Origin of the sequence: Paraburkholderia sp. RL17-347-BIC-D (assembly GCF_046027915.1) — a bacterium.
Classification (GTDB): domain Bacteria; phylum Pseudomonadota; class Gammaproteobacteria; order Burkholderiales; family Burkholderiaceae; genus Paraburkholderia.
In genome coordinates this window covers 34,052-57,979 of record NZ_JARESS010000034.1, presented here as the reverse complement: position 1 = coordinate 57,979, position 23,928 = coordinate 34,052, and the positions used below count along the sequence as shown (strand labels likewise).

The window sequence follows — 23,928 nt, the reverse complement described above, 5'->3', positions numbered from 1 at the left end:
CGTCCCGTTTTTTACTTGAGGCTTACAGGCGTCAATCGTCCTTGCGCACGAACCGCAGCACGGCATCGACGATCATGGCGCGATGCCGCGCACGCAAACGCGGATGCGACGGGTCGCGCCCGAACGCCGTGCCGAAGGTATGGCGATTGCCGACGCGGTGAAAGCACAGCGAACTGATCAGCAGATGCAGATCGATCGGATCGATGTCGCTGCGGAACTGCCCGGCCGCGATGCCGCGCGCCAGCAGATCCTCGATCGTATGAATCACGGTGACGTTGCGGCCTTTGAACGTCTTGACCTGCTCGACGTACTTCGCGCCGTGAATATTTTCGATCGTCACGAGCCGCACGAAATCGCGCTGCCGGTCGTGATAGTCAAACGTAAACTCGACGAGTGCGCGCATCCCCTCGATCGGATCGAGTTCGCTGACGTGCAGATCCTGTTCGAGCGCGCGAATGTCTCCATACACCTTTTCCAGCACCGCCTGGTACAACCCTTCCTTGCTGCCGAAGTAGTAGTACAGCATGCGCTTGGTGGTGTTCGTGCGCTCCGCGATCGCGTCGACGCGTGCGCCCGTCAGTCCCATCGCGGAGAACTCCTGGGTCGCGACCTCGAGGATGTTGCGCTTCGTCTGTTCGGGATCGTACTTGCGCCGGGCGTCGGTACGCGGACTGTCGGACGGGATGCCGTTGGTATCAGGCTCGGCGGCCTTGCTTCCCTTTTTCATTGTGTATTCGAGCGGCAGTGACGGCGCATTCTAGCATGGCGAAATTGGCCTCTGGAGCGGGTCTCGGGCATGAGCAGCAACGTATTGGTCGACGTCAAACGGCAGGCCGCCGGCGTGCGGCGAGCGCGTCGCGTGTCTGCATGGCGGTGTAGGTCAGTTGTGCGGCCGCGAGGCCGAGCGCGCCGTAAGCGGGTGTCAGGCCGAACGACGCAAATGCCTCGGGCACCGGACGCTCGCCGGCAATCGCCGCCGCCAGCAGTTCGCCGGACACGGTGGTCGGCGCCATGCCGTGTCCCCCGAAGCCGACCGCGTACCAGACGCCATCCGCGCTGCGGCCGATCTGCGGCATCTTGTGCCGCGCGTAGCTCATCAGGCCACCCCACGCGTACTCGATACCCACGTCGTGCAACTGCGGATAGACCTTCAGCAGATCGCGCCGCAACAGGCGCGCGATCACCTCGGGCGCGCGGTCGCGCACCGAGATGCGGCCACCCCACAGAATGCGCGTGTCGGGCAGCGGCCGGTAGTAGTCGAAGGCGAAGCGGGTGTCATAGACGGCGGCGCGCGTATCGATTGCGTCTTGCAGACGTGAGCCGAGCGGTTCGGTCGCCATCACGTAGGTGGCGATCGGCAGCACCGCGCGTTCGACCAGCGGGTAGACGCGGCGTGCGTAGCCGCCGCCCGCCATCACGACGTGTTGCGCGTCGAGCGCGCCGTGCTGCGTGTGCACCACGAAGCCGGCGCCGTCGCGCTGCAGACGCACGACCGGCGAGTCTTCGTGGATCTGCACGCCGGCATGCGCAGCGGCGTTAGCCACGCCGAGGACGTACTTCAACGGATGAAAGTGGAACGCGTTGCGCTCGAACAGACCGCCGTGATAACGGCGCGTTTTCAGTTGCGCAGCGAGCTGCTCCGCTGCCACCGGTTCCCACTCGACGCCGAACGAATCGCGCATCAGGCGCCGCTGCGACTCGAGCCGTGCCGGTTCGTCGAACCAGTTGGCGAGGATCACGCCGGCGTCGGTCGCGTCGCAGTCGATGTGATAGCGCGCGATGCGCTTTCTCATCAGATCGACGGCGTCGGTAGTCAGCGTATAGAGTTCGCGGGCGTGCACGGCGCCGAGGGTTTTGAGCAGATCGGCGCAATCGAGGCTGTAGCCGCCGAACACGAACCCGCCATTGCGCCCGGATGCGCCGAAACCCACTTGCCGGGCTTCGAGCACGGTGACGTCGGCGACGCCCCGCTCGGCGAGTCCCAACGCCGTGGACAAGCCCGCCAGGCCCCCGCCGATGACGCAGACATTGGCGCTACGCCGGCCAGCCAGCGGCGCATAGGCGGACGAACGGGTGACAGTGGCTTCGTAAAAGCTTTGCATAAGGGCTAGGTTAGCGGCAATCGCGCGCTCGCGTCCAGCCGTCGCGCGATTGCCGAGTCGAAGGGCGGATGAAACAGAGGCCGGCACCCGCGTCGAGCAAATGCCGGTCTTCTTCGGCTGATCATGAAACGCCTAGGACACCGGCAACAGCTTGCCGGTGAACACCACCGGACCGCTCGGCGCGTTGTGATCCGGCGAGCCGCCCGGCGCTTCGATCGACACGGCCAGCGCCGCATAATTCTCCGGCTTCTGCTGGCCGGCCGTAACCTTGCCGTTCGCGCTGTCCGGCAGCATGCCGAGCGAGACCGGATGGCCGCTCGCCGGAATGCCCCACAGTTCCATCGCCCGGCCCGCGGGCAGCTCGACCTTGCCGAGCGGATGCACCGTCATGGTCGAATGCGCTTCGTCCCACGCGACCAGCATGACCGGATGCGCGTCCTTATTGTTCAGCACGGCGACATGCGACACCGCCGTTTCGGGTTGCTCAGCCACGGTCGGCGCGGTGACAGGCGCCGTGGTGGACGGCAACAGCGAGCGCACGGCGACCACCACGGCAACCGCGGCGAGGCCCGTGACGCCGAGTGCCCAGCCGCGCCAGAACGCCAGGTTCTCGAACACGCTGCGCGACGGCCGCGCGGGTGTTGCCGCCACGGTGCGGGGACGTGCGGCCTCGCGCGTGGCCGCGAGGCCGAGACGCCGTTCGATGGCGTCCCATACGGCGGACGGCGGCATGCGCGGCTCGGCGAGTTCGGCCAGCGGCGAGATGCGCCGCTGCCATTCGTCGACGGCACGGCGGATCGTCGTGTCGTGGTCCGCGTAGCGTTCGAAGCGGCGCCGTGCGCCGCCGCGCAGCGTGCCGAGCACATATTCGGCGGCCAGCAGGTCGACCAGCTGAGGATAGCGATGGAGATTCATCACTCGCCTCCCAGACAGGTCTTCAGCTTGGCGAGGCCGCGCCGGATCCATGACTTGATGGTGCCGAGCGGCACCGCCAGCACGTCGGCGATCTCGCTATGGCTTTGATCGCGTAGGTACGCGAGGGCCACCGCCTGGCGCTGCGCCGGTTCCAGCTGTTGCATGCAACCGGCGAGCAGACGCGCCTGCAGGCTGACCGCGGTCAGCGCTTCGGGATCTGGATCGCCGGTTGCCACGAGATCGTCCAACGCATCGCTCCATTCCGTTTCCTGGGTGTTGACCCGCCGCAGGTGATCGAGAGCACGGTTGCGGACGATCGCCGACATCCACGTCATCGGGGCGGACAGCGCGCGGCGATAGTCGCCGGCAAAGCGCCAGATATTGACGAAGCTGTCCTGCAAGACCTCTTCGGCCCACTCATGCTTGTTCAATATACGGAGGGCGAGGCCGAACAGTTTCGGGGCGGCGAGATCGTAGAGTTCGCGCAATGCCGCGGCGTCTTCCTTGGCGACACGTTCGAGCAACTCGGCAAGCGTGTCCGGCGTTAGTTCTCGAGGATGGGCGGTCATGGAAGGAGATAGGGTGAGCTTGCGCGCCTATGGTACTCAATTTCTCCACTGCCTTATATGCGGGTTTTTTTCTTCGACGTGCATCCGTTGATGAGATGTCAACGTATGTGGAGCAGAGTCCGGCGTTGGGTGTGCTTGCCGGATGGTCCGGGACACGGGGTGGTGTGCAGCGAGGGCGGGGCCGTTGCGCTGGTCTGCTGAAAGTGAAAGACCGGCAACGGAGCCACGCGATGCAAGGGCGGTTAACGCGTTGCGGGCGGTATGACGAAGTACGGGGGGGCACGGCTCATTCCTGATGAGGTCCGGGACGGTTGTCGACCGATCGGCAACCGCCCTGGACCGGAATGGGCGTTTAACGGCCCCAGCGCAGCACCAGCGGATCGAGCCGCCGCGCAACCTTCAACAGACCTTCACGCGTGGCCGGGTGCATTTGCGGCAACGGATGGCGCACCGCGTCCGAACGGATCACACCGCCTTCCTTCATCAGCGCCTTGCACGATGCGAGACCGCCCTGGCGGTTTTCGTAATTGATCAGCGGAAGCCACTGCTGATAGTGCGCGGCGGCGGCCTCGGTGTCGCCGGCCGCATAGGCGTCGATGATCAGACGGATGCCGTCGGCGTAGCCGCCGCCCGTCATCGAACCGGTTGCGCCCGCATCCAGATCGGCCATCAGCGTGATCGCCTCTTCGCCGTCCCACGGACCGACGATCGCATCGCCGCCCAATTCGATGAGCTCGCGCAGCTTGTTCGCCGCCTGCGGCACTTCGATCTTGAAGTACGACACGTTGTCGATCTCGCGCGCCATGCGGGCGAGAAACGACGCGGACAACGGCGTGCCGCTGACCGGCGCATCCTGAATCATGATCGGAATGCCGATCGCGTCGGACACGGTCTTGTAGAACTCGTAGATGCCGCGTTCGCCGATGCGGATCGTCGCGCCGTGATATGGCGGCATGACCATGACCATTGCGGCGCCCGCGGCCTGCGCACTGCGGCTGCGCTCGGCGCACTGGTACGAACTGAAATGCGTGGTCGTGACGATCACCGGCACGCGGCCCGCGACGTGGTCGAGCACCACGTGCATCAGCGTATTGCGCTCGTCGTCGGATAGCGCGAACTGTTCGGAGAAGTTCGCCAGAATGCACAGCCCGTTCGAGCCCGCGTCGATCATGAAGTCGATGCAGCGTTTCTGGCCTTCGAGGTCGAGACGGCCGGCGTCGTCGAAGATGGTCGGCGCGACGGGGAACACGCCGCGCAATGCAGCAGGATGGGATGACTGGGTCATGATGATAGGTGTTGTCGTAGTTTGGAATGTCTCCGTGTCGACCCGGGTTGGCGCTTTGGCGCTGACTCGGGTCCCATGCAACGCAGTCGACTATACGGCGCTGAACACGGCGGGTATATTGAATTGTTTCCATCTTGTGATCGCTTTTGCGACTCACCTCCGCTTCAGCCCCCGCTTTAGCCCCCCGCTTCAGCCCCGATACGCCGCCATGAAAGACACCCTCAACGTCCTGCTGTCGAAACTGCGCATGAAACAACTGCAATTGCTGATCGCGCTCGACGACCTGAAGTCGCTGCACAAAGCCGCCGGCGCGATGTCAATGACACAGTCGGCCGCCAGCAAGGCCTTGCAGGAACTGGAGTCGATGCTCGAAGCGCCGCTCTTCGAGCGCTCGAAGAGCGGCATGATCCCGAACCAGCTCGGCCACTGCGTGATCCGCTACGCGCGCCTCGTGGCGACCGATCTCACCGCGCTCTGCCAGGACGTCGCCGAGATACGTTCCGGGCGCGGCGGGCGTCTCGCGATCGGCGCGATCATGGGGGCGATTCCGGAGTGCGTCGTGCCGGCACTGAATCAACTGCATGCGGGCCAGCCGAATCTTTCCGTCGAAGTGGTGGAAGACACGAGCGCGCGAATGCTCCAGCAACTCGACGACGGCCGGCTCGATCTGGTGATCGGCCGCGCTGCGGTAGCGGCCGATCCGTCGAAATATCACTATCGTCCGCTAGGCGACGAGCCGCTCTCGGTGGTGGTGGGCTACGGCCATCCGCCGTTGCCAAAGAAAGAGGTGAAACTGCGCGATCTGGCCGGGCACCGCTGGGTGATGTATCCGTCGCATATGCCGTTGCACGCGCTGCTCGAGCGTGAGATGGATCTGGCCGGTCTGGAGATGCCGGATAACCCGGTTTCGACGGCCTCGACGTTCGTGACGGTCGCGCTCCTGCAAAGCAGTCACAACCTGGTTTCGTTATTACCGACGGCGATCGCCGCGCTGTTCGTCAGGCAAAAGATGCTGCGTCTCGTGCCGGTGAAGCTCAAGTCGCCCTCGCAAACTTTCGGCGTCGTGACGCGCAAGGGCGGGGTGCTGTCGCCACCGGCGGAACAGTTCATCGAATTGCTGCGCACGCAGCCGGCGGAGCAGGCGCAAGCCCGCTTGCCGGCGCATGCGGCTCGAAAGCAAAAAACCGCCTGAAGCGGCGGTTTTCATCACGCGAAAGACGTTGAATATCTCATGGCAATTGGCGCCGCGCCATGTCTTGCGAAGAGGTGTTGTAGCCGCGACACTCTCGGGTAAATCCGAACCGATCCTGGGTTCGCGTTCCGCGCTACACTGCCTTGAAGGTGCGCCGGGCCAGAAGAAACCGGCGTCCGCTCGGGGAGAGCACCATGAATCGGCCGCTGGTTCGATTACCGTTTCGCGCGACGGGCACGACGTCTGTGCGCAAGTGGTTCAAATGGGCGCTGGTGGCGGCATTCTTGCTTGCGCTGGCATTGGCGGTACGCTTTTGCCAGAACGAGATCGAAACCTCGCGATTGCAGGCGCACTATCTCTCCGAATTGACTCGCGACGTGGGCTTTTCCGTCGCCGACGGTGCCAGTCATTCCATCCGTTTTCCCCAAGCCGACAACGGCCCATACGATAGCCGACTGGGCTACGCGCTGCTGCCGTCGATCCAGCAGCGCTTGCTGCAACGCGGGTTTGAAATCACCGCCCAAGCGCGCGATTCCGACCGGATGCTGTCGCTGGCGGATAACGGCCTCTTTCTGCCGTACGAAGAAAAAGATCGGGCGGGCTTGCAACTCTTCGACGGCACCGGCGCGCCGCTCTTCGCCGCGCAGTTTCCCGGCCGCGTGTACGACGACTTCGACGCGATTCCGCCGCTGGTCGTGAATTCGCTGCTGTTTATCGAAGACCGCTATCTGCTCGATCCGAACCAGCCGAACCGCAATCCGGCAATCGACTGGGGGCGCTTCAGCCGTGCATTGGCCGACCAGGGCGTGCGCGTGTTCAATCACCATCAGTCGCAGCCCGGCGGCAGCACGCTTGCCACGCAGATCGAAAAATTCCGCCACTCCGCGGGCGGCCGCACGGCGACGCCGCCGGAGAAATTGCGGCAAATCGCATCGGCTTCGGTGCGCGCCTATCTGAACGGCCCGCAAACCATGCCGGCGCGCCGGCAGATCGTCGTCCGCTATCTCAACTCGGTGCCGCTGGCCGCGCAGCCGGGCATCGGCGAAATCAACGGGATCGGCGACGGTCTCGCCGCCTGGTATGGCCGCGATTTCAACGATGTCAACCGAATCCTGGCAGCGCCGTCGACCGAACAGAATCTGCCGGAGCAGGGCGTGGCGTTCCGGCAGGTGCTCTCGTTGATGATCGCGCAACGCGCGCCGTCGTATTTCCTGCATCACGGCTACAAGGAACTCGAACGGCTGACCGACAGTTATCTGCGGCTGCTGGCGAACGGCGGCATCGTTTCGATTCCGTTGCGCGATGCCGCGCTGTCCGCGGTGGTCGATCTGCACCGCGCGCCCGTCAAAACGGCCAGCACGGATTCCTTCGTGTCGCGCAAGGCGGTGACGTCCATGCGTTCGCATCTGCTGGCCGCGCTCGGCATTCCGAGTTTTTACGAACTCGACCGCCTCGATCTGCAGGCGAAGGGCACGCTCAACAACGCCGTTCAGCAGGCCGTGAGCGAGCGGCTTGCCGCCGCCGCCACGCGCGACGGCGCGAAAGCGGCGGGTCTGGTCGGCTTCGAAATGCTGCGCGCGTCGGACGATCCGTCGAGAATCGCCTATAGCTTCACGCTGTTCGAGCGGCGCGACGGCGCCAACCTCGTGCGGGTGCAAACCGACAGCGTCAACCAGCCGTTCGACATCAACTCCGGCGCACGCCTGAACCTCGGTTCGACGGCGAAACTGCGTACTGTGGTGACGTATTTGCAGATCGTCTCGGATCTGCACAAGCGTTATGCAGCGCTGAGCACAGCGGAGCTGAAAGCCGTCAAGTACGATCCGAACGACCAGCTCACGCGCTGGGCGCTCGACTATCTCGCGCACACCTCGGACCGTTCGCTGCAAGCCATGCTCGACGCGGCCGTGGAGCGCAAATACTCGGCTAGTCCCGGTGAAACGTTCTACACGGGCGGCGGCGCGCAAACCTTCAACAATTTCGAATCCGACGACAACGGCCGCATCCTGACCGTGCACCGCGCGTTCCAGCATTCGGTGAATCTGGTGTTCGTGCGGCTGATGCGCGACATCGTCCATTACGAAATGGTGCAGACCACCGGGCCGTCGGCGCAATGGCTGGGTGATCCAGAGATGCGCAAGATGTATCTGACGCGTTTCGCGGATCAGGAAAGCCGCGTGTACATGAACCGTTTCTACACGAAGTATCATGGCAAGACACCCGATCAGGCCTTGGCGCTGCTTCTGCTCGGCGTGCGCAAATCGCCGCCGAAGGTGGCGACGGTGTTGCGCAGCGTCGCGCCTGACGAGTCGAATGCGTGGTTCAACGCCAGGATGCGCGCCGCGCTGAAAAACACACCCGCCGCCTCCGTGCTGGACGACGAAGACCTCGCTAACCTGTATGCCAAATACGCAATCGACCGCTTCAATCTGAACGATCGCGGCTATATCTCGAGCGTGCATCCGCTGGAACTGTGGACGCTCAACTATCTGCGAGCGCATCCCGACGTCACGCTCGAGCAGATCCAGAACGCGAGCCGCGACGTGCGTCTGTCGACGTATTCGTGGCTCTTCAAGACGCGCTATCACGCGACGCAGGACCGCCGCATCAAACGGATGGTCGAACTGCGTGCCTACGATGCCATCGGCAAGTCATGGCAGGCGCTTGGTTATCCGTTCGCGACGCTCACGCCTTCGTATGCGGCGGCAATCGGCGCGTCGGGCGACCGGCCGGCCGCGCTCGCGCAACTGATTGGCGTGATCGCCAACAACGGCAACAAGGTGCCGACCGAAAGCCTCACGCAACTCGACTTCGCGAAAGACACGCCTTACGAAACGCATTTCCAGCGCGCGGCGGTGGCACCGCAGCAGCAGTTGTCGCCGGAAATCGCCGGCGTCGTAAAAGTGCTGTTGCGCGATGTGGTGACGGGCGGTACGGCGCGGCGTCTCGCGCAAGGCATGACGTTCCCCGACGGCCAGACGCTCCAGGTGTACGGCAAGACCGGAACCGGCGATCAGCGTTTCAATGTGTTCGCCAAAGGCGCGCGGCTGATCGAGTCGCGCAAGGTGAACCGCAGCGCGACCTTCGTGTTCGCGATGGGCGACCGGTTCTACGGCACCTTGACCGCCTGGGTGCATGAACCGTATGCCGCACATTACGAGTTCACCAGCGCGCTGTCGGTGCAATTGCTGAAGTCGCTTGCGCCGGTATTGCAGCCGTTGCTCGACAATCCGCCTGCGAAGACGGCTTCCATCACGAAGGTCGCCAAGCAATGAGCATGAAGTGAAGCGTGCCGGTGTCGATGGCCACATCGGCAGCGCCTAATAAGCCGTCTCCGCCGCCGGCTTCAGGAAGAGTTCATGCACCGGCGCGAAATGCGCATAGAGCGGCAGAATCGCGCCGCCCATCGCACGCGCATCGGCGCCGATCGCGCCTTCCAGCAATTGCGGACGCACCATGCCTTCCCATTCGAAGCGGTCGAGCACGCGCTCGGTGCGTCGAATGATCTCCCGCACCAGTTGCCGGTCGAGTTCGCCGTCGATCACGATCGCGTCGAGATCGAGCAGGGCCGCCGCATTGGTTAGCGCGTTGGCGATCGCGGGGCACGCGCTATCGAGCCATTGCTCGGTGTGCCGCCACAATTCCGGCGACAACGCGCGATGATCGTGCGCGGCCGCGGCCGGCGCGCCCGCATCGGTCAATAGCTTTTCAAGTACGAAGCCCGAGGCCGCGTGCAACAGTTGCCGCGCGGGTTTGCGCGCGCCACCTTCGCGCAGCGGAATGGAACCGACCGCGCCCGCGTTGTCGTGCGGGCCGCTATGCAAACGGCCGTCGATGACGAGACCGCCGCCGATAAACGTGCCGACGAACAGATACAGAAAGTTGTGGATGCCGCGGCCCTGGCCCATGACGAGTTCGGCGGCGCAGGCGGCCGTGGTGTCTTTGGCGAACTCGACGGGCAGGCCCGTCATGGTGGCGATGCGCGAGCGCAGATCGATCTCGTGCCACGCTTCGAGCGCATCAGGCGGCGCGCCGAGAAAATCGCGCCAGCCGCCGAGCCACAAGGGCGCCGCGACGCCCACGCCGACCACCTGGCTGGCCTTCGCGCCGAGCGTCTGATTCACGCGCGCCAGCTTGCTTTCGAGCGCGGGAAACAATGTGCGCGGATCGGGGTAGGCGTAGTCGAAGACATCGCGGTGCACCACGTGGCCGGCGAAATCCATCGCGAGCACGTCGAGACTGCGACGTCCCACCTTGACGCCGATGGTGTACGCGCCTTGCGCGCGCAACGCGATCGGCACCGATGGCTGGCCGATCCTGCCGCGCACGCGAGCCTGCTTTTCGAGCAGACCGTCCTCGATGAGACGCTCGACGATCATCGACACCGTCTGCATCGAAAGACGCGTGAGACGGCCCACGTCGGCTTTCGGCAGCGGCCCATGCAAGCGGATCGCCTGCAACACGATGCGCTCGTTGAACTGCCGCATGCCGACCTGGTTCGAGCCGACCGTGCGTTTGAGGGGCGAGCGGGTGCCGGTGGTTTCCATGGTGAGAGCCCGCTCAGCAGGATGCACGCATCATGCAATCGCCTTGACGTCCGCTTCCTTTGCGCCCGTCATGATCGCCACGGCTTCCGACATATGTATGTCTTTCCTGTTCACCAGCGCCGCGCGCCGGCCAAGCCGCTGGATATGGATGCGGTCCGCGATCTCGAACACGTGCGGCATGTTATGGCTGATCAGGATCACCGGCAAGCCGCGATCGCGCACGCGCCGGATCAACTCCAGCACCATATTGCCTTCCTTCACGCCGAGCGCGGCGGTCGGTTCGTCGAGAATCACCACGTGCCGCGCGAACGCCGCGCTGCGCGCCACGGCCACGCCCTGGCGCTGGCCGCCCGAGAGCGTTTCGACGGCCTGGCGCATCGAGCGGATGCCGATCTGCAGGTCCTTCATATGCGCGGTCGCTTCGTCCAGCATGCGGCGCTTGTCGATCATCTTGAAGATCGAGCCGCGCCAGCCGGGTTTCAGCAGTTCGCGGGCGAGGAACAGGTTTTCGGCGATGCTCATGGCCGGCGCCACCGCGAGTTCCTGATACACCGTCTCGATGCCTTGCGCGCGGGCATCCAGCGGGCTACGGAATTTGACGGGCTTGCCGTCGAGCAGAATCTCGCCTTCGTCCGGCACCGTGGCGCCGGAAAGGGCCTTGATCAACGACGATTTTCCCGCGCCGTTATCGCCGATCACGGCCATGATTTCGCCGGGCATCACTTCGAAATCGCAACCGTCGAGCGCGGTCACGTTGCCATAGCGTTTGATGAGTCCGCGCGCCTGCAGAACGGGCATCGCGGCAGAAGCGGAATTTGGTGTCGACATGACGGGCTCCTCTGTTGGCCGGAGTTGGCGCTTCAGCGCTTACTCCGGCCCCATGCACGAAGTGCGATTGCGTTTTTAACCGCGACGATGGGAAAGTTTGTCCGCGGCCACCGCGAGAATCACCAGCATGCCGGTGATCAACACCTGGTAGACCGAAGAGACGCCGATCAGAGTCAAACCATTGCGGAACACGCCGACGATCAACGCGCCGAGCAACGTGCCGACAATCGAGCCGCGTCCGCCGAACAGACTCGTGCCGCCGAGCACGACCGCGGTGATACTGTCGAGATTTTCGGTTTGCCCCGCCTGCGGATCGCCCACGCCGGTCCGCGACACGGACAACAGCGCAGCGATGCCGTAGATCGCGCCGGCCAGCGAATACACGGTCAGCAGGATCTTCTGCGACGACAAGCCCATCAGGCGCGCGGCCTCGGGATTGTTGCCGAGCGCGTACAGATGCCGGCCCGGCACGGTGTCGCGCAACACGAACCATGTGGCGAGATACATCAGCAAGGTGAGCACGGTGCCGTACGTGACATCCGCGGGGCCGAGCTTGAACGTGTTGCCGAAGAACATGATTGCGTCCGGCAGGTTCGACACGCTCTCGGCGTTCGAATAGATCTGCGTAAGCGCGAACGCGATATTCAACGTACCCAACGTGACGATGAAGGCCGGCAGTTTGATACGCGTGATCAGCACGCCGTTGAGCGCGCCGAACAGCGTGCTCGCGCCAACCCCGCAGAGAATCGCGAGCGCCGGTGGAACGCCGAGCGTGACCGCGAATTTGGTCATGATGATCGAGCCGAACGCCATCACCATGCCGCACGACAGATCGATGCCGCCGGTCAGCACGATCAGCGTCTGGCCGATGGCGATGACCGCGACCACCATGGTTTGCTGCAGGATAAGCGAGAGGTTCTGGAACGACAGGAAGCGGTCGCTCTGCGAAATGAAGAAGCCGCAAGCCAGTACCAGTGCGATGAGTGGCCCGACTTCGGCAAGCGATGGCATGCGCTCGGCGAACGAACGCGAGTGGCCGGCGGGCGCGGAAGGAGTCGACATGATGGATGACCTCGATGCATGAGCGTGGCGGGCTGGCCACGCGGCAAATCCGATGGCGGCCCGGCGAAGCGGGCCGCTGTTCAGTGCGCGTTACTTGTTGCCCCAGCAGTTGTCGAGGCCGAACTTGGTGTCCTTGCTGTCGATGCCGGACATCGCCTTGTCGGTGATCAGCGTCACGCCGGTGTCCTGATAGCCGGAGACCTTCTTGCCGGTCTTCGCATACTCGACACCGGCCGTCACGCCGAGCGAGGCCATCTTCAGCGGATATTGCTGCGAGGTCGCGGCGATGGCGCCGGCCTTGACGTTGCGCACGCCTTCACAGCCGCCGTCGATCGAGACGATCATCACGCTCTTATCCTTGCCCGCCGCCTTGAGCGCGCGGTAAGCGCCCGCCGCGGCCGGTTCGTTGATCGTGTAGACCACGTTGATGTCGGGCGACTTCTGCAGGCAGTTTTCCATCGCCGTCTGGCCCTTGGCCTGATCGCCGCGCGTGTCCTGGCTGCAGACCACCGAGGGATCGCCTTCCTTCACGCCGAAGCCTTCCAGGAAGCCGTTATGACGCAGCACGCCCACCGAGACGCCGGGCGCGAGATCGAGCGTGGCGATCTTCGCGGGCTTGCCGTTCAGCGCGGCTTTCGCGTATTTGCCGATCAGCACGCCGGCCTTGAAGTTGTCGGTGGCGAAGAGGGCGTCGGTGGCGTCTTGCGGATCGGTCGGCGTGTCGAGCGCGACCACCATCACGCCGGCGGCGCGCGCTTTCTTGATGCTCGGCACGATCGCCTTGGTGTCGCTCGGCGTGATCAGAATCGCTTTTGCGCCGGCCGTCATCATGTTTTCGATGGCGGTGACTTGGCTCGCGTTATCGCCGTCGAACTTACCGGCGGCGGTGATCAGCTTCGCGCCGTCTTTCGAGGCGGCCGCTTCGGCGCCCTGTTTCATCTTCACGAAGAACGGGTTGGTGTCGGTCTTGGTGATGAGGCCGACGACAGGCTGGTCAGCCGCCTGGCTCGCGCTCGCACACCATACCGCCGATGCCGCGACGCACATCGACACGATTTTCCTGGCGACAGGAAGCCTGCGGGAATTCAGATTCATGGGACGCTCCTCCGGTTTTTGGCAACGACGTTGTGGACTGCTGGCGGCTGCCTGCGCGAACGCTGCGCGCGGACACCCTGGTTTATGGCCTGATGCGGGATTAAGGTGGTTCGAAACGACCCGGACTCGGGTTGATTCGTGTTGCCTAAATCACTTTGGTTGATTTAGTACAGCAGGCGCGTCGACGCGCGTCAAGGAAATGATCGGAATGGAAGATGACGCCAAGAAACTCGTCAGAAGGCTGCGCGCCTTATGTGGTGGGGCTTGGATGGAGTGGTGCGGTGCGAGATCGAGCGTTCGGAGTTGGGGAAAGTCCTGGCTCGTGTGAAAGGTAATTGAAGGCTTATTGGGGTTTTATCGGCGTCTGAGGCGCGATTGCTTGCCCGCAAGACAGCGTGCGCGAATGAAGGATTCACCGCGTAACGTCCGCGATGCCGTACGGCCACATCACCGCGGACGCGGCACGCCGGTGGATGCGCGTACGACCAGTTCGGGCGGCGAGGCGACCCGCATCGGCACGCTTGCCGCGCCGCGACCCGCCTGACCATACGATGTCTCGATCAACTCTCGCAACAGGGATACCGCGAGCCCGGCGACTTCGACCGTCGGGACGGCGACCGTCGTCAACGCGGGGCGCGACTCGCGCGCGAGCTGGATATCGGTGATGCCGATCACGGACAAATCCGCCGGCACGTTCAGGCCGAGGTCGGCGGCGGCGTGCATCGCGCCGAGCGCGGGCAGGTCGTTGGTCGCGAAGATCGCGGTGAGCTTCGGATTGGTTTCGAGCAGTGCGCGTGCTGCTTCGTAGCCGCCCTGAATCGTGTCGGCGCCATGTTTCACGCGGCCTTTCGGCGCGCCTCCGGCGCGCAACGCATCGACGAAACCTTCGTAACGCGCCGCATGAATGCCCGAGGCTTTGCTGCCGACAATCGCGCCGATCCGTCGATGGCCGAGCTCCAGCAAATGCGCGCCGGCCAGTTCGCCGGCGCGCCGGAAATCGACAGCGACGCACGGCAGACCCGGCGGCTCGTTAGGCCGTTCCCACATGCACAGCACCACCGGTGTGCCGCGCGATTCAGTCGTATGAAGGTCGGCGAAATCGAGGTTTGCATTCGTCACGAGCACGCCTTCGGAAAGTGTGCCGGCGATCTGGTCGAGATACGCGCGGCCGGTCAGCGGATCTTCGTTCGTATTGCAGATGATCACGAAGTGGCCGCTCGTGCGCGCCGCACGCTCGACGGCAAGTGCGAACTCCGGATAAAACGGATTGGCGATGCTCGACACCATCAGCGCGAGCGTCGGCGCGCGACCTTCGGCGAGGGCGCGAGCGGCCAGATGCGGCCGGTAGCCGAGTGCTTCGACGGCCTCGAGCACGCGCTGTCGCGTGTTCGCGCCGACCCGGCCGCGATTGCGCAGCACGTTGGACACCGTGGCCGGGGTGACGCCGGCATGACGCGCGACTTCGCTGAGTGTGGGCATGATGTTTTCAGTATTTGGGATGCCTGCCCGACATTTGCATCACGAGCGAAGGCGCGGCACCATCTGTCGCACAGACAAAACGATCTCGGAGACAGGCAAGGCCCCAACGATCCCAAGCGATCGATTTTTTCGGCCCTGCTGATTAAGCGCTTAATCTCCGACTTCGAGCCGATTAAATCACGGAGTCGATGCGATGGCGAGCATTTCGTTAAGAGGCGTGCAGAAGGCGTATGGCGACGGCGCGCTAGTGATCCGCGACGTGGATCTCGAGATCGGCGAAAACGAGTTCTGCGTGTTTCTCGGTCCGTCCGGCTGTGGCAAGTCGACCTTGCTGCGCATGATCGCCGGCCTGGAAGACCTCAGCGACGGCGACCTCTCGATCGGCGGCCAACTCATGAACGACGTGCCGGCCGCGCAACGCGGCGTGGCGATGGTGTTCCAGAGCTACGCGCTGTTTCCGCATATGAGCGTGTTCGAGAACATGGCGTTCGGCCTGAAGCTCGCTAAAACCCCGAAGGATGAAATCGACCGCAAGGTGCGTGAAGCCGCGCGCATTCTGCAACTCGAAGCGTTGCTCGATCGCAAGCCCAAGGCGTTGTCGGGCGGTCAGCGGCAGCGGGTGGCGATTGGCCGTGCCATCGTGCGCGAGCCCGGCGTGTTTCTATTCGACGAGCCGCTTTCCAACCTCGATGCCACGCTGCGCGGTCAAACCCGCATCGAAATCGCGCGGCTGCACAAGCAGTTCGCCAAGGCCAGCGTAGTCTACGTGACGCACGACCAGATCGAAGCGATGACGCTCGCCGACAAGATCGTGCTGCTGCATGCCGGTAAGGACACCGAGCGCTACGGCAGCATCGCGCAGATCGGCGCGCCGCTCGAGTTGTACCACCGTCCGAAGAGCCGTTTCGTCGCGGGTTTCATCGGCTCGCCGCGGATGAATTTTCTGCCGGGAAGAGTGGCCTTGGTCGATGCGCAAGGCGTAACCGTCACGCTCGATCACACGGAAGAAACCGTGCGCGTGCCGGTGAACGGCGCGGGGCTGCAAACCTCGCAAGCGGTCACGCTCGGCGTGCGTCCTGAACACCTGGAGTTTGTCGACGCATCGTCCGTCGCGCCTGACGACGCCGTGCTGACGCGCACCGTGTCGCTCGTCGAGCAACTCGGCGAACACAGTTATGTCCACCTCGATCAGCCTGGCGGCGCCGCGCTGATCGCCAAAGCGCCGGGCAATACACGCCTTGCGCCCGGCGAGCGCGCGAGCTTGCGCGTGCCCCGTCCCGCCTGTCATTTGTTTACCGAAGACGGCTTTGCCGCCGCTTCGCTCGAATCCGTCGAACACTACGCATAGAGGACATTCGGATGCGCCTTGGAGTCTGTTATTACCCGGAACACTGGCCGGAGTCGATGTGGGAAGACGACGCTCGCCGGATGAAAGCCCTCGGCATCGAACAGGTGCGAATCGCCGAATTTGCCTGGAGCCGGATCGAGCCGACGCCGGGCGAATTCGATTGGGGCTGGCTCGACCGCTCGATCGATGTGCTGGGCGCAGCCGGCCTGCAAGTGGTGATGTGCACGCCGACAGCGACGCCGCCCAAGTGGTTGATCGACCGCCATCCCGACATTCTGCCGGTCGGTGCGGACGGCCGTCCTCGTGCGTTCGGTTCGCGTCGTCATTACGACTTTTCTTCGCCGTCGTATTTCGCCGCGTCGCAGCGGATTTGCACGGCGGTGGCCGAGCGCTACGGCAAGCATCCGGCTGTCGCTTACTGGCAAACCGACAATGAGTTCGGCTGCCATCACACGGTGGTCAGTTATTCGCCGGCGGCGGTGGGGCGCTTTCGCGAGTGGCTCAAAGCGCGCTATCACACCATCGACGCATTGAACCGCGCATGGGGCACGGTGTTCTGGAGCATGGAGTACCGCAGCTTCGACGAGATCGACGCGCCGGTGGCGACCGTGACGGAAGCGCATCCTTCGCATCGCCTCGATTACCGGCGGTTCGCGTCCGACGAGGTGGCGCGCTATAACCGCATGCAGGTCGAGATCATCCGTGCCCATTCGCCGGGCCGGCCGGTCGCGCACAACTTCATGCAACTCTTCACCGAGTTCGATCACTACAAGGTCGCCGCCGATCTCGACGTGGCGACGTGGGACAGCTATCCGCTCGGCGCGCTCGAAGAACAATGGTTCGCGCCGGAGCTAAAGGCCCGTTGGCTGCGCAGCGGGCATCCCGACTTCGCGTCGTTCAATCACGATGTCTACCGTGGCATGTCGAAGCTGCCGTTCTGGGTGATGGAGCAGCAGCCGGGTCCGGTGAACTGGGCGCAGTGGAATCCGGCGCCGCTGCCGGGCATGGTACGGCTGTGGAGTTGGGAAGCGTTCGCGCACGGCGCGGGCTGCGTGTCGTACTTCCGCTGGCGTCAGGCGCCGTTCGCGCAGGAACAGATGCATGCGGGACTGAACAGGCCCGATAACCGGCTCGACGTGGGTGGCAACGAGGCGGCGCAAGTTGCCGGCGAGATTCGCACAGTGCTCGCCGCGAATGCCGACGCCAATGCCGCGATTCGTTCGAAAGTCGCGCTCGTCTACGACTACGAGGCGAAGTGGCTGTTCGAGATTCATCCGCAGGGAGCGGACTTTCACTATCCGCGCTTTGCCTTCGAGTATTACTCGGCGCTGCGCGCGCTCGGCCTCGACGTGGATATCGTGCCGGTCGACGCGCCGCTGGATGGTTACTGTCTGATCGTCGTGCCGCCGCTGCCGGTCCTGCCGGCTGATTTTGCAGCGCGTCTGGCGAGTTCGGGCGCGCAGGTCGTACTCGGGCCGCGCACGGGTTCGAAGACTCAGGATTTGCAGATTCCCGCGAACCTGCCACCTGGCGCGCTGGGGTCGGTGCTGCCGTTGCGCGTATGGCGTGTCGAATCGATGCGGCCGAATGTGACCGAAGCAGTGCGGCTATTGGACAATCCGGCCTCGAGTGAAGCGGACGGTTTCGCGCGTCACTGGCGTGATTTTGTTGAGAGCGACGCGGCTGATTCGCTCGACGTGCGCGCCCGATTCGCGGACGGCCATCCCGCGTATGTTCGAAGCGGCGCGTTCCACTACCTCGCGAGTCTGTTCGATGATGCGCTTACCCTGCGCTTGTTCGAGCGGATCGCGCAGGAAGCGGGTGTGGCAACGATGCCGCTCGGCGACAGCGTGCGAGTGAGCCGCCGCGGCGCGCTGACCTACGTGTTCAACTACGGCGACGCGACGCACACGCTCGCCGATGTAGCCGACGATGCCTTCGTGATCGGTTCGCATGCAATCGAACCGCAAGGCGTGGCCGTCTATCGAACCCGATAGTGGTCTGATGCACCGACGCAGTGTCCAACGAAATTCCATGCAGTAACGACAACGACGCAAAATCAAGGAATAAAGGAGACAGGCAACATGAAACTGAAACCACGCAAAATTCTGTTGGCACTCGCGCTGGCTGCCGCGGCTGTGGGGACGTCGGCCGTCAGCACGGCCCAGGCGGGTACGCTCACGGCCAATATCGCGTTCAAAGGCGCGAGCCAGCGCGCGGTGTGGCAATCGGTCGTCGACGACTTCAAGAAGGCGCATCCCGGCATCGACGTGAAGGTGTCGTTCGTCGACGAAGAAGCGTACAAGGTGCAACTGCCCGGCTGGCTGACAACGGTCGCGCCCGACATCGTCAACTGGCATGACGGCGAACGCATGGCCTATTACGCGCAACGCGGCCTGTTCGAAGACCTGAGCGGCGACTGGGCGAAGAACGGCTGGAACGAGATGTATGCGTCGACCAAGGAAGCGTCGTCGTATAAGGGCAAGCAGTACGCCGCCCCGACCGTGTACTACTCGTGGGGCATGTTCTATCGCAAGGATCTGTTTCAGAAGGCGGGCATTAGCGGCGAGCCGAAAACGTGGGATCAGTTTCTCGAAGACTGCAAGAAGCTGAAGGCAGCCGGCATCACGCCGATCGCCGTGGCGGGCCGCGACGCCTGGACGCTTGCCGGCTGGTTCGATTATCTCGACCTGCGTTTGAACGGCAATGCGTTCCATCAGAAGCTGATGGCGGGCGAGATCGCGTACACCGATCCGCGCGTGAAGAAGGTCTACACGACGTGGAAGCAATTGATCGACGCGGGCTATTTCATCGACAACTCGCTCTCCTACGACCTCGATTCGGTGCAGCCGTTCCTGTTCCAGGGCAAGGCCGCGATGATGCTGATGGGCACGTTCATCACCGCTGGTTTCCCGCCGAACGTGAAGCCGGAAATGGGCTACTTCCAGTTCCCGATCATCGACGCGAAGGTGCCGACGGCCGAAGACGGTCCGGTGGAGTCGCTGCATATTCCGTCGAAGGCGAAGAACAAGGCGGATGCGCACACGTTCCTGGCGTTCGTCGAGACACCGGAAATCGGCGCAAAGCTGGCAACCGGGCTCGGCTCGTTGTCGGCGAACAGCAAGTCGCCGGAACCGGAAGATCCGATCTCCAAGATCGGCTTCCAGATTCTGGCGAACACCAAGGGCGGCATCGCGCAGTTCTATGATCGCGACATGACCAAGGAAATGGCCGACGAAGGCATGAAGGGGATGCAGCAGTTCATCTCCGATCCCACGAAGCTCGACGACGTGCTCGCGCAACTCGAGCAGACGCGCAAGCGGATCTACAAGAAGTGAGCGGCGGCGGCCGCGAGGCCGCCTTCCGTTGCATCTCATCTGGAGAGAACGATCGTGTCGCATTCCGTCACCCGCCACACTGTCGGCGGTCCCGCTGAACCCGGCGGTCCGGGTTTGCCCACGCCGGGCGGCGCCTTGCGTGGCGGCAAGCCGGCCACCGCACGGCGCCGCCGTCCGTCGCCCACCGCGCGGCGGCAGCGGCGCGCGGCTTTTCTGTTTCTGGCGCCGGCCTGCGTGATGGTGGCCATCTACGTGGTGTGGCCGATCCTGTCGACCATCCGCTTGAGCTTTTTCAACTGGGATGGCATGAGCGAACCGTCGTTCGTCGGCCTCGCGAACTACGTGGAGTTGTTCCATGCGCAGACGTTCTACACGGCGCTCAAGAACAACGTCATCTGGCTGCTGCTGTTCCTGCTCGCTCCGCCGATGGGCCTCGCCGTCGCGTTGTATCTAAATCAGGCGGTGGCCGGTATCCGTATCGTCAAATCGCTTTTCTTCGCGCCGTTCGTGTTGTCGGGCGTAGTGGTCGGTCTGATCTTCTCGTGGTTCTACGACCCGACCTTCGGCCTGCTCGCGATGATTCTCGGCCACGGCGTGCCGGTGCTCGGCGACCCGCGCTATGCGACGTTCGGCATCGTGTTCGCGGCGCTGTGGCCGCAAACCGCCTACTGCATGATTCTTTATCTGACCGGCCTCACGTCGCTGAACGCCGAACAGATCGAGGCCGCACGCATGGAAGGCGCGCGCGGCTGGTCGATGCTGTGGCATGTGATCCTGCCGCAACTGCGGCCGACCACCTTCATGGCGATCGTGGTGACTATCATCGGCGCGCTGCGCAGCTTCGATCTGATCTCGGTGATGACGAGCGGCGGTCCGTTCGAAAGCTCGACCGTGCTCGCGTATTACATGTACGACCAGGCGATCAAGTACTACCGCATCGGCTATTCGGCGGCGGTGGCGGTCGTGCTGTTTGCCATCATGCTGGTGTACATCGTTTATCACTTGCGGCGGATGCTGCGCGCCGAGCAATAAGGAGCCGACCATGTTTCCGATTCCCATCGACAAATGGAAGCCGGCCACTCGCCGCATGTACAAACTGACGTTGCCGGTCGCGCTGCTGATCTGGCTGCTGCCGATGATCGCGGTGCTCGTCACGTCCGTGCGTTCGACAGAAGAGTTGAGCGAGGGCAACTATTGGGGCTGGCCGAAGCACTTCGCGATGTTCGAAAACTATCGCGAGGCGCTGACCACGTCGCCGATGCTGCATTACTTCTGGAACAGTGTGTTGATCACGGTGCCTGCCGTGGTGGGCTCGATTGCATTGGCGGCGATGGCCGGTTTCGCGTTGGCGATCTACCGGTTCCGTGGCAATTCGACTTTGTTCGCGACGTTCGTGGCGGGCAATTTCGTGCCGGTGCAGGTGCTGATGATTCCGGTGCGGGATTTGTCGTTGCAACTTGGTCTCTTCAATACCGTCAGTGCGCTGATTCTGTTTCACGTGTCGTTTCAGACGGGATTTTGCGCGCTGTTTCTGCGTAACTTCATCAAACAGTTGCCGTTCGAACTGGTCGAGGCGGCACGCATCGAAGGCGCGAATGAGTGGACAGTGTTCTTCAAGATCGTGCTGCCGTTGATCCGGCCGGCACTCGCGGCATTGGCGATTCTCGTGTTCACGTTTGTCTGGAACGACTACTTCTGGGCGCTGTGTCTGACTCAAGGCGACGACGCCGCGCCGATTACCGTGGGCGTGGCCGCATTGAAAGGGCAGTGGACCACGGCGTGGAATCTTGTTTCGGCGGGATCGATTCTCGCGGCATTGCCGTCAGTGGCGATGTTCTTTGCGATGCAGAAACATTTTGTGGCCGGGTTGACGTTTGGGGCGACGAAGGGTTGAAGGGGTTGTGTGTCGTGTCGAGAAGGGTTGCCCGCGAAAGCGGGCTTTTTTTGTAGCTGAAACTCCTGCTAACCGCATTGCCTCGCAAGAGGTGCGGATAGCAGGAGCGTAGTCTTTTCAGTTCAGTTCACTAAAGCCTGAATGGCCTCAGTTGTTGTTCCAGTGAGTCGGAACCTTACGATAGCTGCTCCAGTTATTGCCGCCTTTGCAGATCAGATCCGAACCGTGGGTCTGACACCAGGCTTCATAACCCGGTGAGTAGAGCCACTCGCCGATCCAGTGCAGATCGACGTGCGGATCCGATGACGGCGTGGAGGCCACGAAGTTGGCAGCGTCGTCCGTGCTGCCCGAGCCCGTGTAGTGAGCTACGGCCGGATACGGGAACACCGGACGCGTCCGCGTCGTTTGACCGTTCGCGTCCACGATCGAGGCGACGATCTTGCCCGGCTTGGTGCCGGTCTCCGCCCACGCCATCACCGACGTCACGATGTCGAACGTGTTCGGGCCGTTGCCGCCACCGCAGTGCGCGACGCCGGGGAACAGATAGAGCCTCGTGAATTGATCGACCTTGTCGCTACCCATGTAGTACTTCATCTGCTCGTAGTACTCGATCGTGCCGCGCGGCGTGATGTGCTGATCTTCGAGGCCGTGCCACAGGATCAGCTTGCCGCCGCGGCGGGCGAACGGGCTCAGGTCCGGATCGGTTGCCGCGAGATAGCTCGACACCGGCGCGGTCTTCAGGAAGCCTTCGATCGTGAACTTGAGGTTGCTCAAGGTGGCGGAAGGATTCGAACCGTTGAAATAGTCGAGGTACTGCAGGAACGGCAGAACGAAGTTGATGCTCCCGCTCGGCCCGGCGTCGGTGGCCGGCACGAACAGACTCCAGTTCAACTCTCCGCCCCATTCACGCGAGACCGGTTGTTCGAGGTGGACGCCGTTCGCATCGGTGGCACCGTCATGAATCTCGCGTACGACATTCACTTCGGCTTGCGACAGACAGGTGGATGCCGCCTGGCCTTTTGCGCACAGCATGGACTGCGGATTGAAGTGGCACACTTGCGGATTGTCGATCACACCGTCAGTGACACCGTCGATGCTATCGCACGCTTGCAGCACGGCAGCGTGAATCAGCGGCAGCTTGCTGGCGAGCAGAACGTACTTGCCGGTCTTCGGATCGAGATTGATTACCGCGGGCCACGCGTGATGGAATGTGTTCTGAACGATGAGGTCGTTTGCTGGCGCGCCCGCCGCGATGCCGTCGAAGTCATCCGGGAAACGCTGTGCTTCCATCAACGCTTCACGTCCGCCATCGGAACAACCATCGAAGTACGAATACTTCGCTGGCCGCGCGTAGAACTTGTTGATGATCGCCTTGGAGACCTGTGCGGTGGCATGCTCCGCGCGATACGCGAAGTCGATCTTGGTTTGCGGATTGAGTGCCCACGAGCCGTCGTTACCACCTTCGTGGCCCATGTCGGTCGCGGCCATCGCGATCTGTCCGTTGGTCACCGGTACGCAGGTCGAGGCCATCGGCGCATTGACGGACAGGTTGCCGCACAGGCCGCCGCAACCGGCCTGCAAGTAGCGCTGCGTCCAGCCTTGCGTAGGCAATTGCAACTCGAATAGCGAGGCGCCCGGTCCGATCGTCCCCTTCACATCGCACACGGCTGCCGGTAGTGTGTTCTGCCCCACGACGGTGCCTGCAGGGAGCACCGTCGCGGACGTAATGGTGACCGTGCCATCGGTGACGCCGCTGAGGTCCATGCTCATCACGGCGGCGCAGTTCATGGCCGGCATGACGGCGGGGAGGTTGGCTAAACCAGTGGTGGCAGCGCTTGCGTTGATCGGCATGCCGAGCATCGCAATCAGCGCGGCGCCCATTAGCGCGGCAAATGATCTGCCGCCGACGGTCTGTTGAAGAAGCCAGGTCTGCACTGCTAGCAGCCAGCCTCGTGTTGCACATCCTGTTTTGAAAAGACCAGGCATCTTTGTCTCCTGTCATTGTCGTCGATTGACGCGGGGCGGACATTGTCCGCGGCCATCGGAATGGGGACCGCTCGATGCGCACCGCAATCGAGCTCGGTGCGCGGGTTCAATATAGGCGGGCGTGATAGGGGAAAGAAGGCGTGGCGCGGCTGCCAGAAGACGATCGAAATAAGCTATCCGAATCTTTCTGGTTGTTGCCGCTAATTGCGGGCGCGATCTGGAGCGCTTCATTAATTAGAAAGCGCCGCAAAAACAATGGGGTAGGGCAGGGTGTCGGGTGGTTCGACG

At 63.3% G+C, this 23,928-nt stretch carries 18 protein-coding genes; 7 read left to right on the top strand and 11 right to left on the bottom strand.

Features of this window, described 5'->3' with window-relative positions; genetic code table 11:
* Positions 1-31: 31 nt before the first annotated feature.
* From P0D96_RS33300 to P0D96_RS33280, 5 genes are all read right to left on the bottom strand, one after another.
* Positions 32-727: a TetR/AcrR family transcriptional regulator gene (locus P0D96_RS33300; RefSeq protein ID WP_310818013.1), complete on the bottom strand. Its 696-nt coding sequence runs from the start codon at positions 725-727 to the stop codon at positions 32-34.
* Between the two features lie 94 nt (positions 728-821).
* Positions 822-2,102, bottom strand: a complete 1,281-nt coding sequence (locus P0D96_RS33295) for an NAD(P)/FAD-dependent oxidoreductase (protein ID WP_408317841.1) — start codon at positions 2,100-2,102, stop codon at positions 822-824.
* Positions 2,103-2,234: 132 nt separating this feature from the next.
* On the bottom strand, positions 2,235-3,017 hold the full coding sequence (locus P0D96_RS33290) for an anti-sigma factor (protein ID WP_408317839.1): 783 nt from the start codon (positions 3,015-3,017) through the stop codon (positions 2,235-2,237).
* Positions 3,017-3,586 carry an RNA polymerase sigma factor gene (locus P0D96_RS33285; RefSeq protein ID WP_132377670.1) on the bottom strand — a complete coding sequence of 190 codons (570 nt, stop codon included), beginning with the start codon at positions 3,584-3,586 and terminating at the stop codon, positions 3,017-3,019. Before P0D96_RS33285 ends, P0D96_RS33290 begins: the two co-directional genes overlap by 1 nt.
* A 352-nt stretch (positions 3,587-3,938) precedes the next feature.
* Positions 3,939-4,871, bottom strand: coding sequence for a dihydrodipicolinate synthase family protein (locus tag P0D96_RS33280; RefSeq protein WP_408317836.1), 933 nt, complete (start codon positions 4,869-4,871; stop codon positions 3,939-3,941).
* Between the two features lie 208 nt (positions 4,872-5,079).
* Between P0D96_RS33280 and P0D96_RS33275 the strand changes: the two genes are divergently transcribed.
* On the top strand, positions 5,080-6,063 hold the full coding sequence (locus P0D96_RS33275; protein WP_132377668.1) for a LysR family transcriptional regulator: 984 nt from the start codon (positions 5,080-5,082) through the stop codon (positions 6,061-6,063).
* Between the two features lie 194 nt (positions 6,064-6,257).
* On the top strand, positions 6,258-9,338 hold the full coding sequence (locus P0D96_RS33270; RefSeq protein ID WP_408317834.1) for a transglycosylase domain-containing protein: 3,081 nt from the start codon (positions 6,258-6,260) through the stop codon (positions 9,336-9,338).
* A gap of 45 nt (positions 9,339-9,383) precedes the next feature.
* On the opposite strand, the gene P0D96_RS33265 is transcribed toward P0D96_RS33270, so the two are convergent.
* The 5 genes from P0D96_RS33265 to P0D96_RS33245 form a co-directional block, all read right to left on the bottom strand.
* Entirely contained in the window at positions 9,384-10,610 is a 1,227-nt protein-coding gene (locus tag P0D96_RS33265) for an ROK family transcriptional regulator (RefSeq protein ID WP_132377666.1), read from the bottom strand.
* Positions 10,611-10,640: 30 nt separating this feature from the next.
* Positions 10,641-11,438, bottom strand: a complete 798-nt coding sequence (locus P0D96_RS33260) for an ATP-binding cassette domain-containing protein (RefSeq protein WP_408317832.1) — start codon at positions 11,436-11,438, stop codon at positions 10,641-10,643.
* A gap of 75 nt (positions 11,439-11,513) precedes the next feature.
* Positions 11,514-12,500 carry an ABC transporter permease gene (locus tag P0D96_RS33255; protein ID WP_132377664.1) on the bottom strand — a complete coding sequence of 329 codons (987 nt, stop codon included), beginning with the start codon at positions 12,498-12,500 and terminating at the stop codon, positions 11,514-11,516.
* Positions 12,501-12,590: 90 nt separating this feature from the next.
* Positions 12,591-13,595 (bottom strand): sugar ABC transporter substrate-binding protein, encoded by a 1,005-nt coding sequence (locus P0D96_RS33250; protein ID WP_106301095.1) that lies wholly within the window; start codon positions 13,593-13,595, stop codon positions 12,591-12,593.
* A gap of 447 nt (positions 13,596-14,042) precedes the next feature.
* Positions 14,043-15,074 carry a LacI family DNA-binding transcriptional regulator gene (locus tag P0D96_RS33245; protein WP_408174895.1) on the bottom strand — a complete coding sequence of 344 codons (1,032 nt, stop codon included), beginning with the start codon at positions 15,072-15,074 and terminating at the stop codon, positions 14,043-14,045.
* A gap of 193 nt (positions 15,075-15,267) precedes the next feature.
* On the opposite strand from P0D96_RS33245, the gene P0D96_RS33240 reads away from it, so the two are divergent.
* From P0D96_RS33240 to P0D96_RS33220, 5 genes are all read left to right on the top strand, one after another.
* The gene (locus P0D96_RS33240; RefSeq protein WP_408174893.1) at positions 15,268-16,422 is read left to right on the top strand and encodes an ABC transporter ATP-binding protein; all 1,155 of its coding nucleotides are present in this window, start codon (positions 15,268-15,270) and stop codon (positions 16,420-16,422) included.
* An 11-nt stretch (positions 16,423-16,433) separates the two neighbouring features.
* Positions 16,434-18,419, top strand: a complete 1,986-nt coding sequence (locus tag P0D96_RS33235; RefSeq protein WP_408317829.1) for a beta-galactosidase — start codon at positions 16,434-16,436, stop codon at positions 18,417-18,419.
* 87 nt (positions 18,420-18,506) lie between these two features.
* A complete protein-coding gene (locus P0D96_RS33230; protein ID WP_408317827.1) occupies positions 18,507-19,760 on the top strand; it encodes an ABC transporter substrate-binding protein in 1,254 nt (417 codons plus the stop codon).
* Positions 19,761-19,814: 54 nt separating this feature from the next.
* Positions 19,815-20,792 (top strand): carbohydrate ABC transporter permease, encoded by a 978-nt coding sequence (locus P0D96_RS33225; protein ID WP_408174889.1) that lies wholly within the window; start codon positions 19,815-19,817, stop codon positions 20,790-20,792.
* 10 nt (positions 20,793-20,802) lie between these two features.
* The gene (locus tag P0D96_RS33220; protein ID WP_132377659.1) at positions 20,803-21,654 is read left to right on the top strand and encodes a carbohydrate ABC transporter permease; all 852 of its coding nucleotides are present in this window, start codon (positions 20,803-20,805) and stop codon (positions 21,652-21,654) included.
* A gap of 147 nt (positions 21,655-21,801) precedes the next feature.
* Here P0D96_RS33220 and P0D96_RS33215 read toward each other — a convergent pair whose 3' ends face one another.
* Positions 21,802-23,640, bottom strand: a complete 1,839-nt coding sequence (locus tag P0D96_RS33215; RefSeq protein ID WP_408317824.1) for a tannase/feruloyl esterase family alpha/beta hydrolase — start codon at positions 23,638-23,640, stop codon at positions 21,802-21,804.
* Between the last annotated feature and the right edge of the window lie 288 nt (positions 23,641-23,928).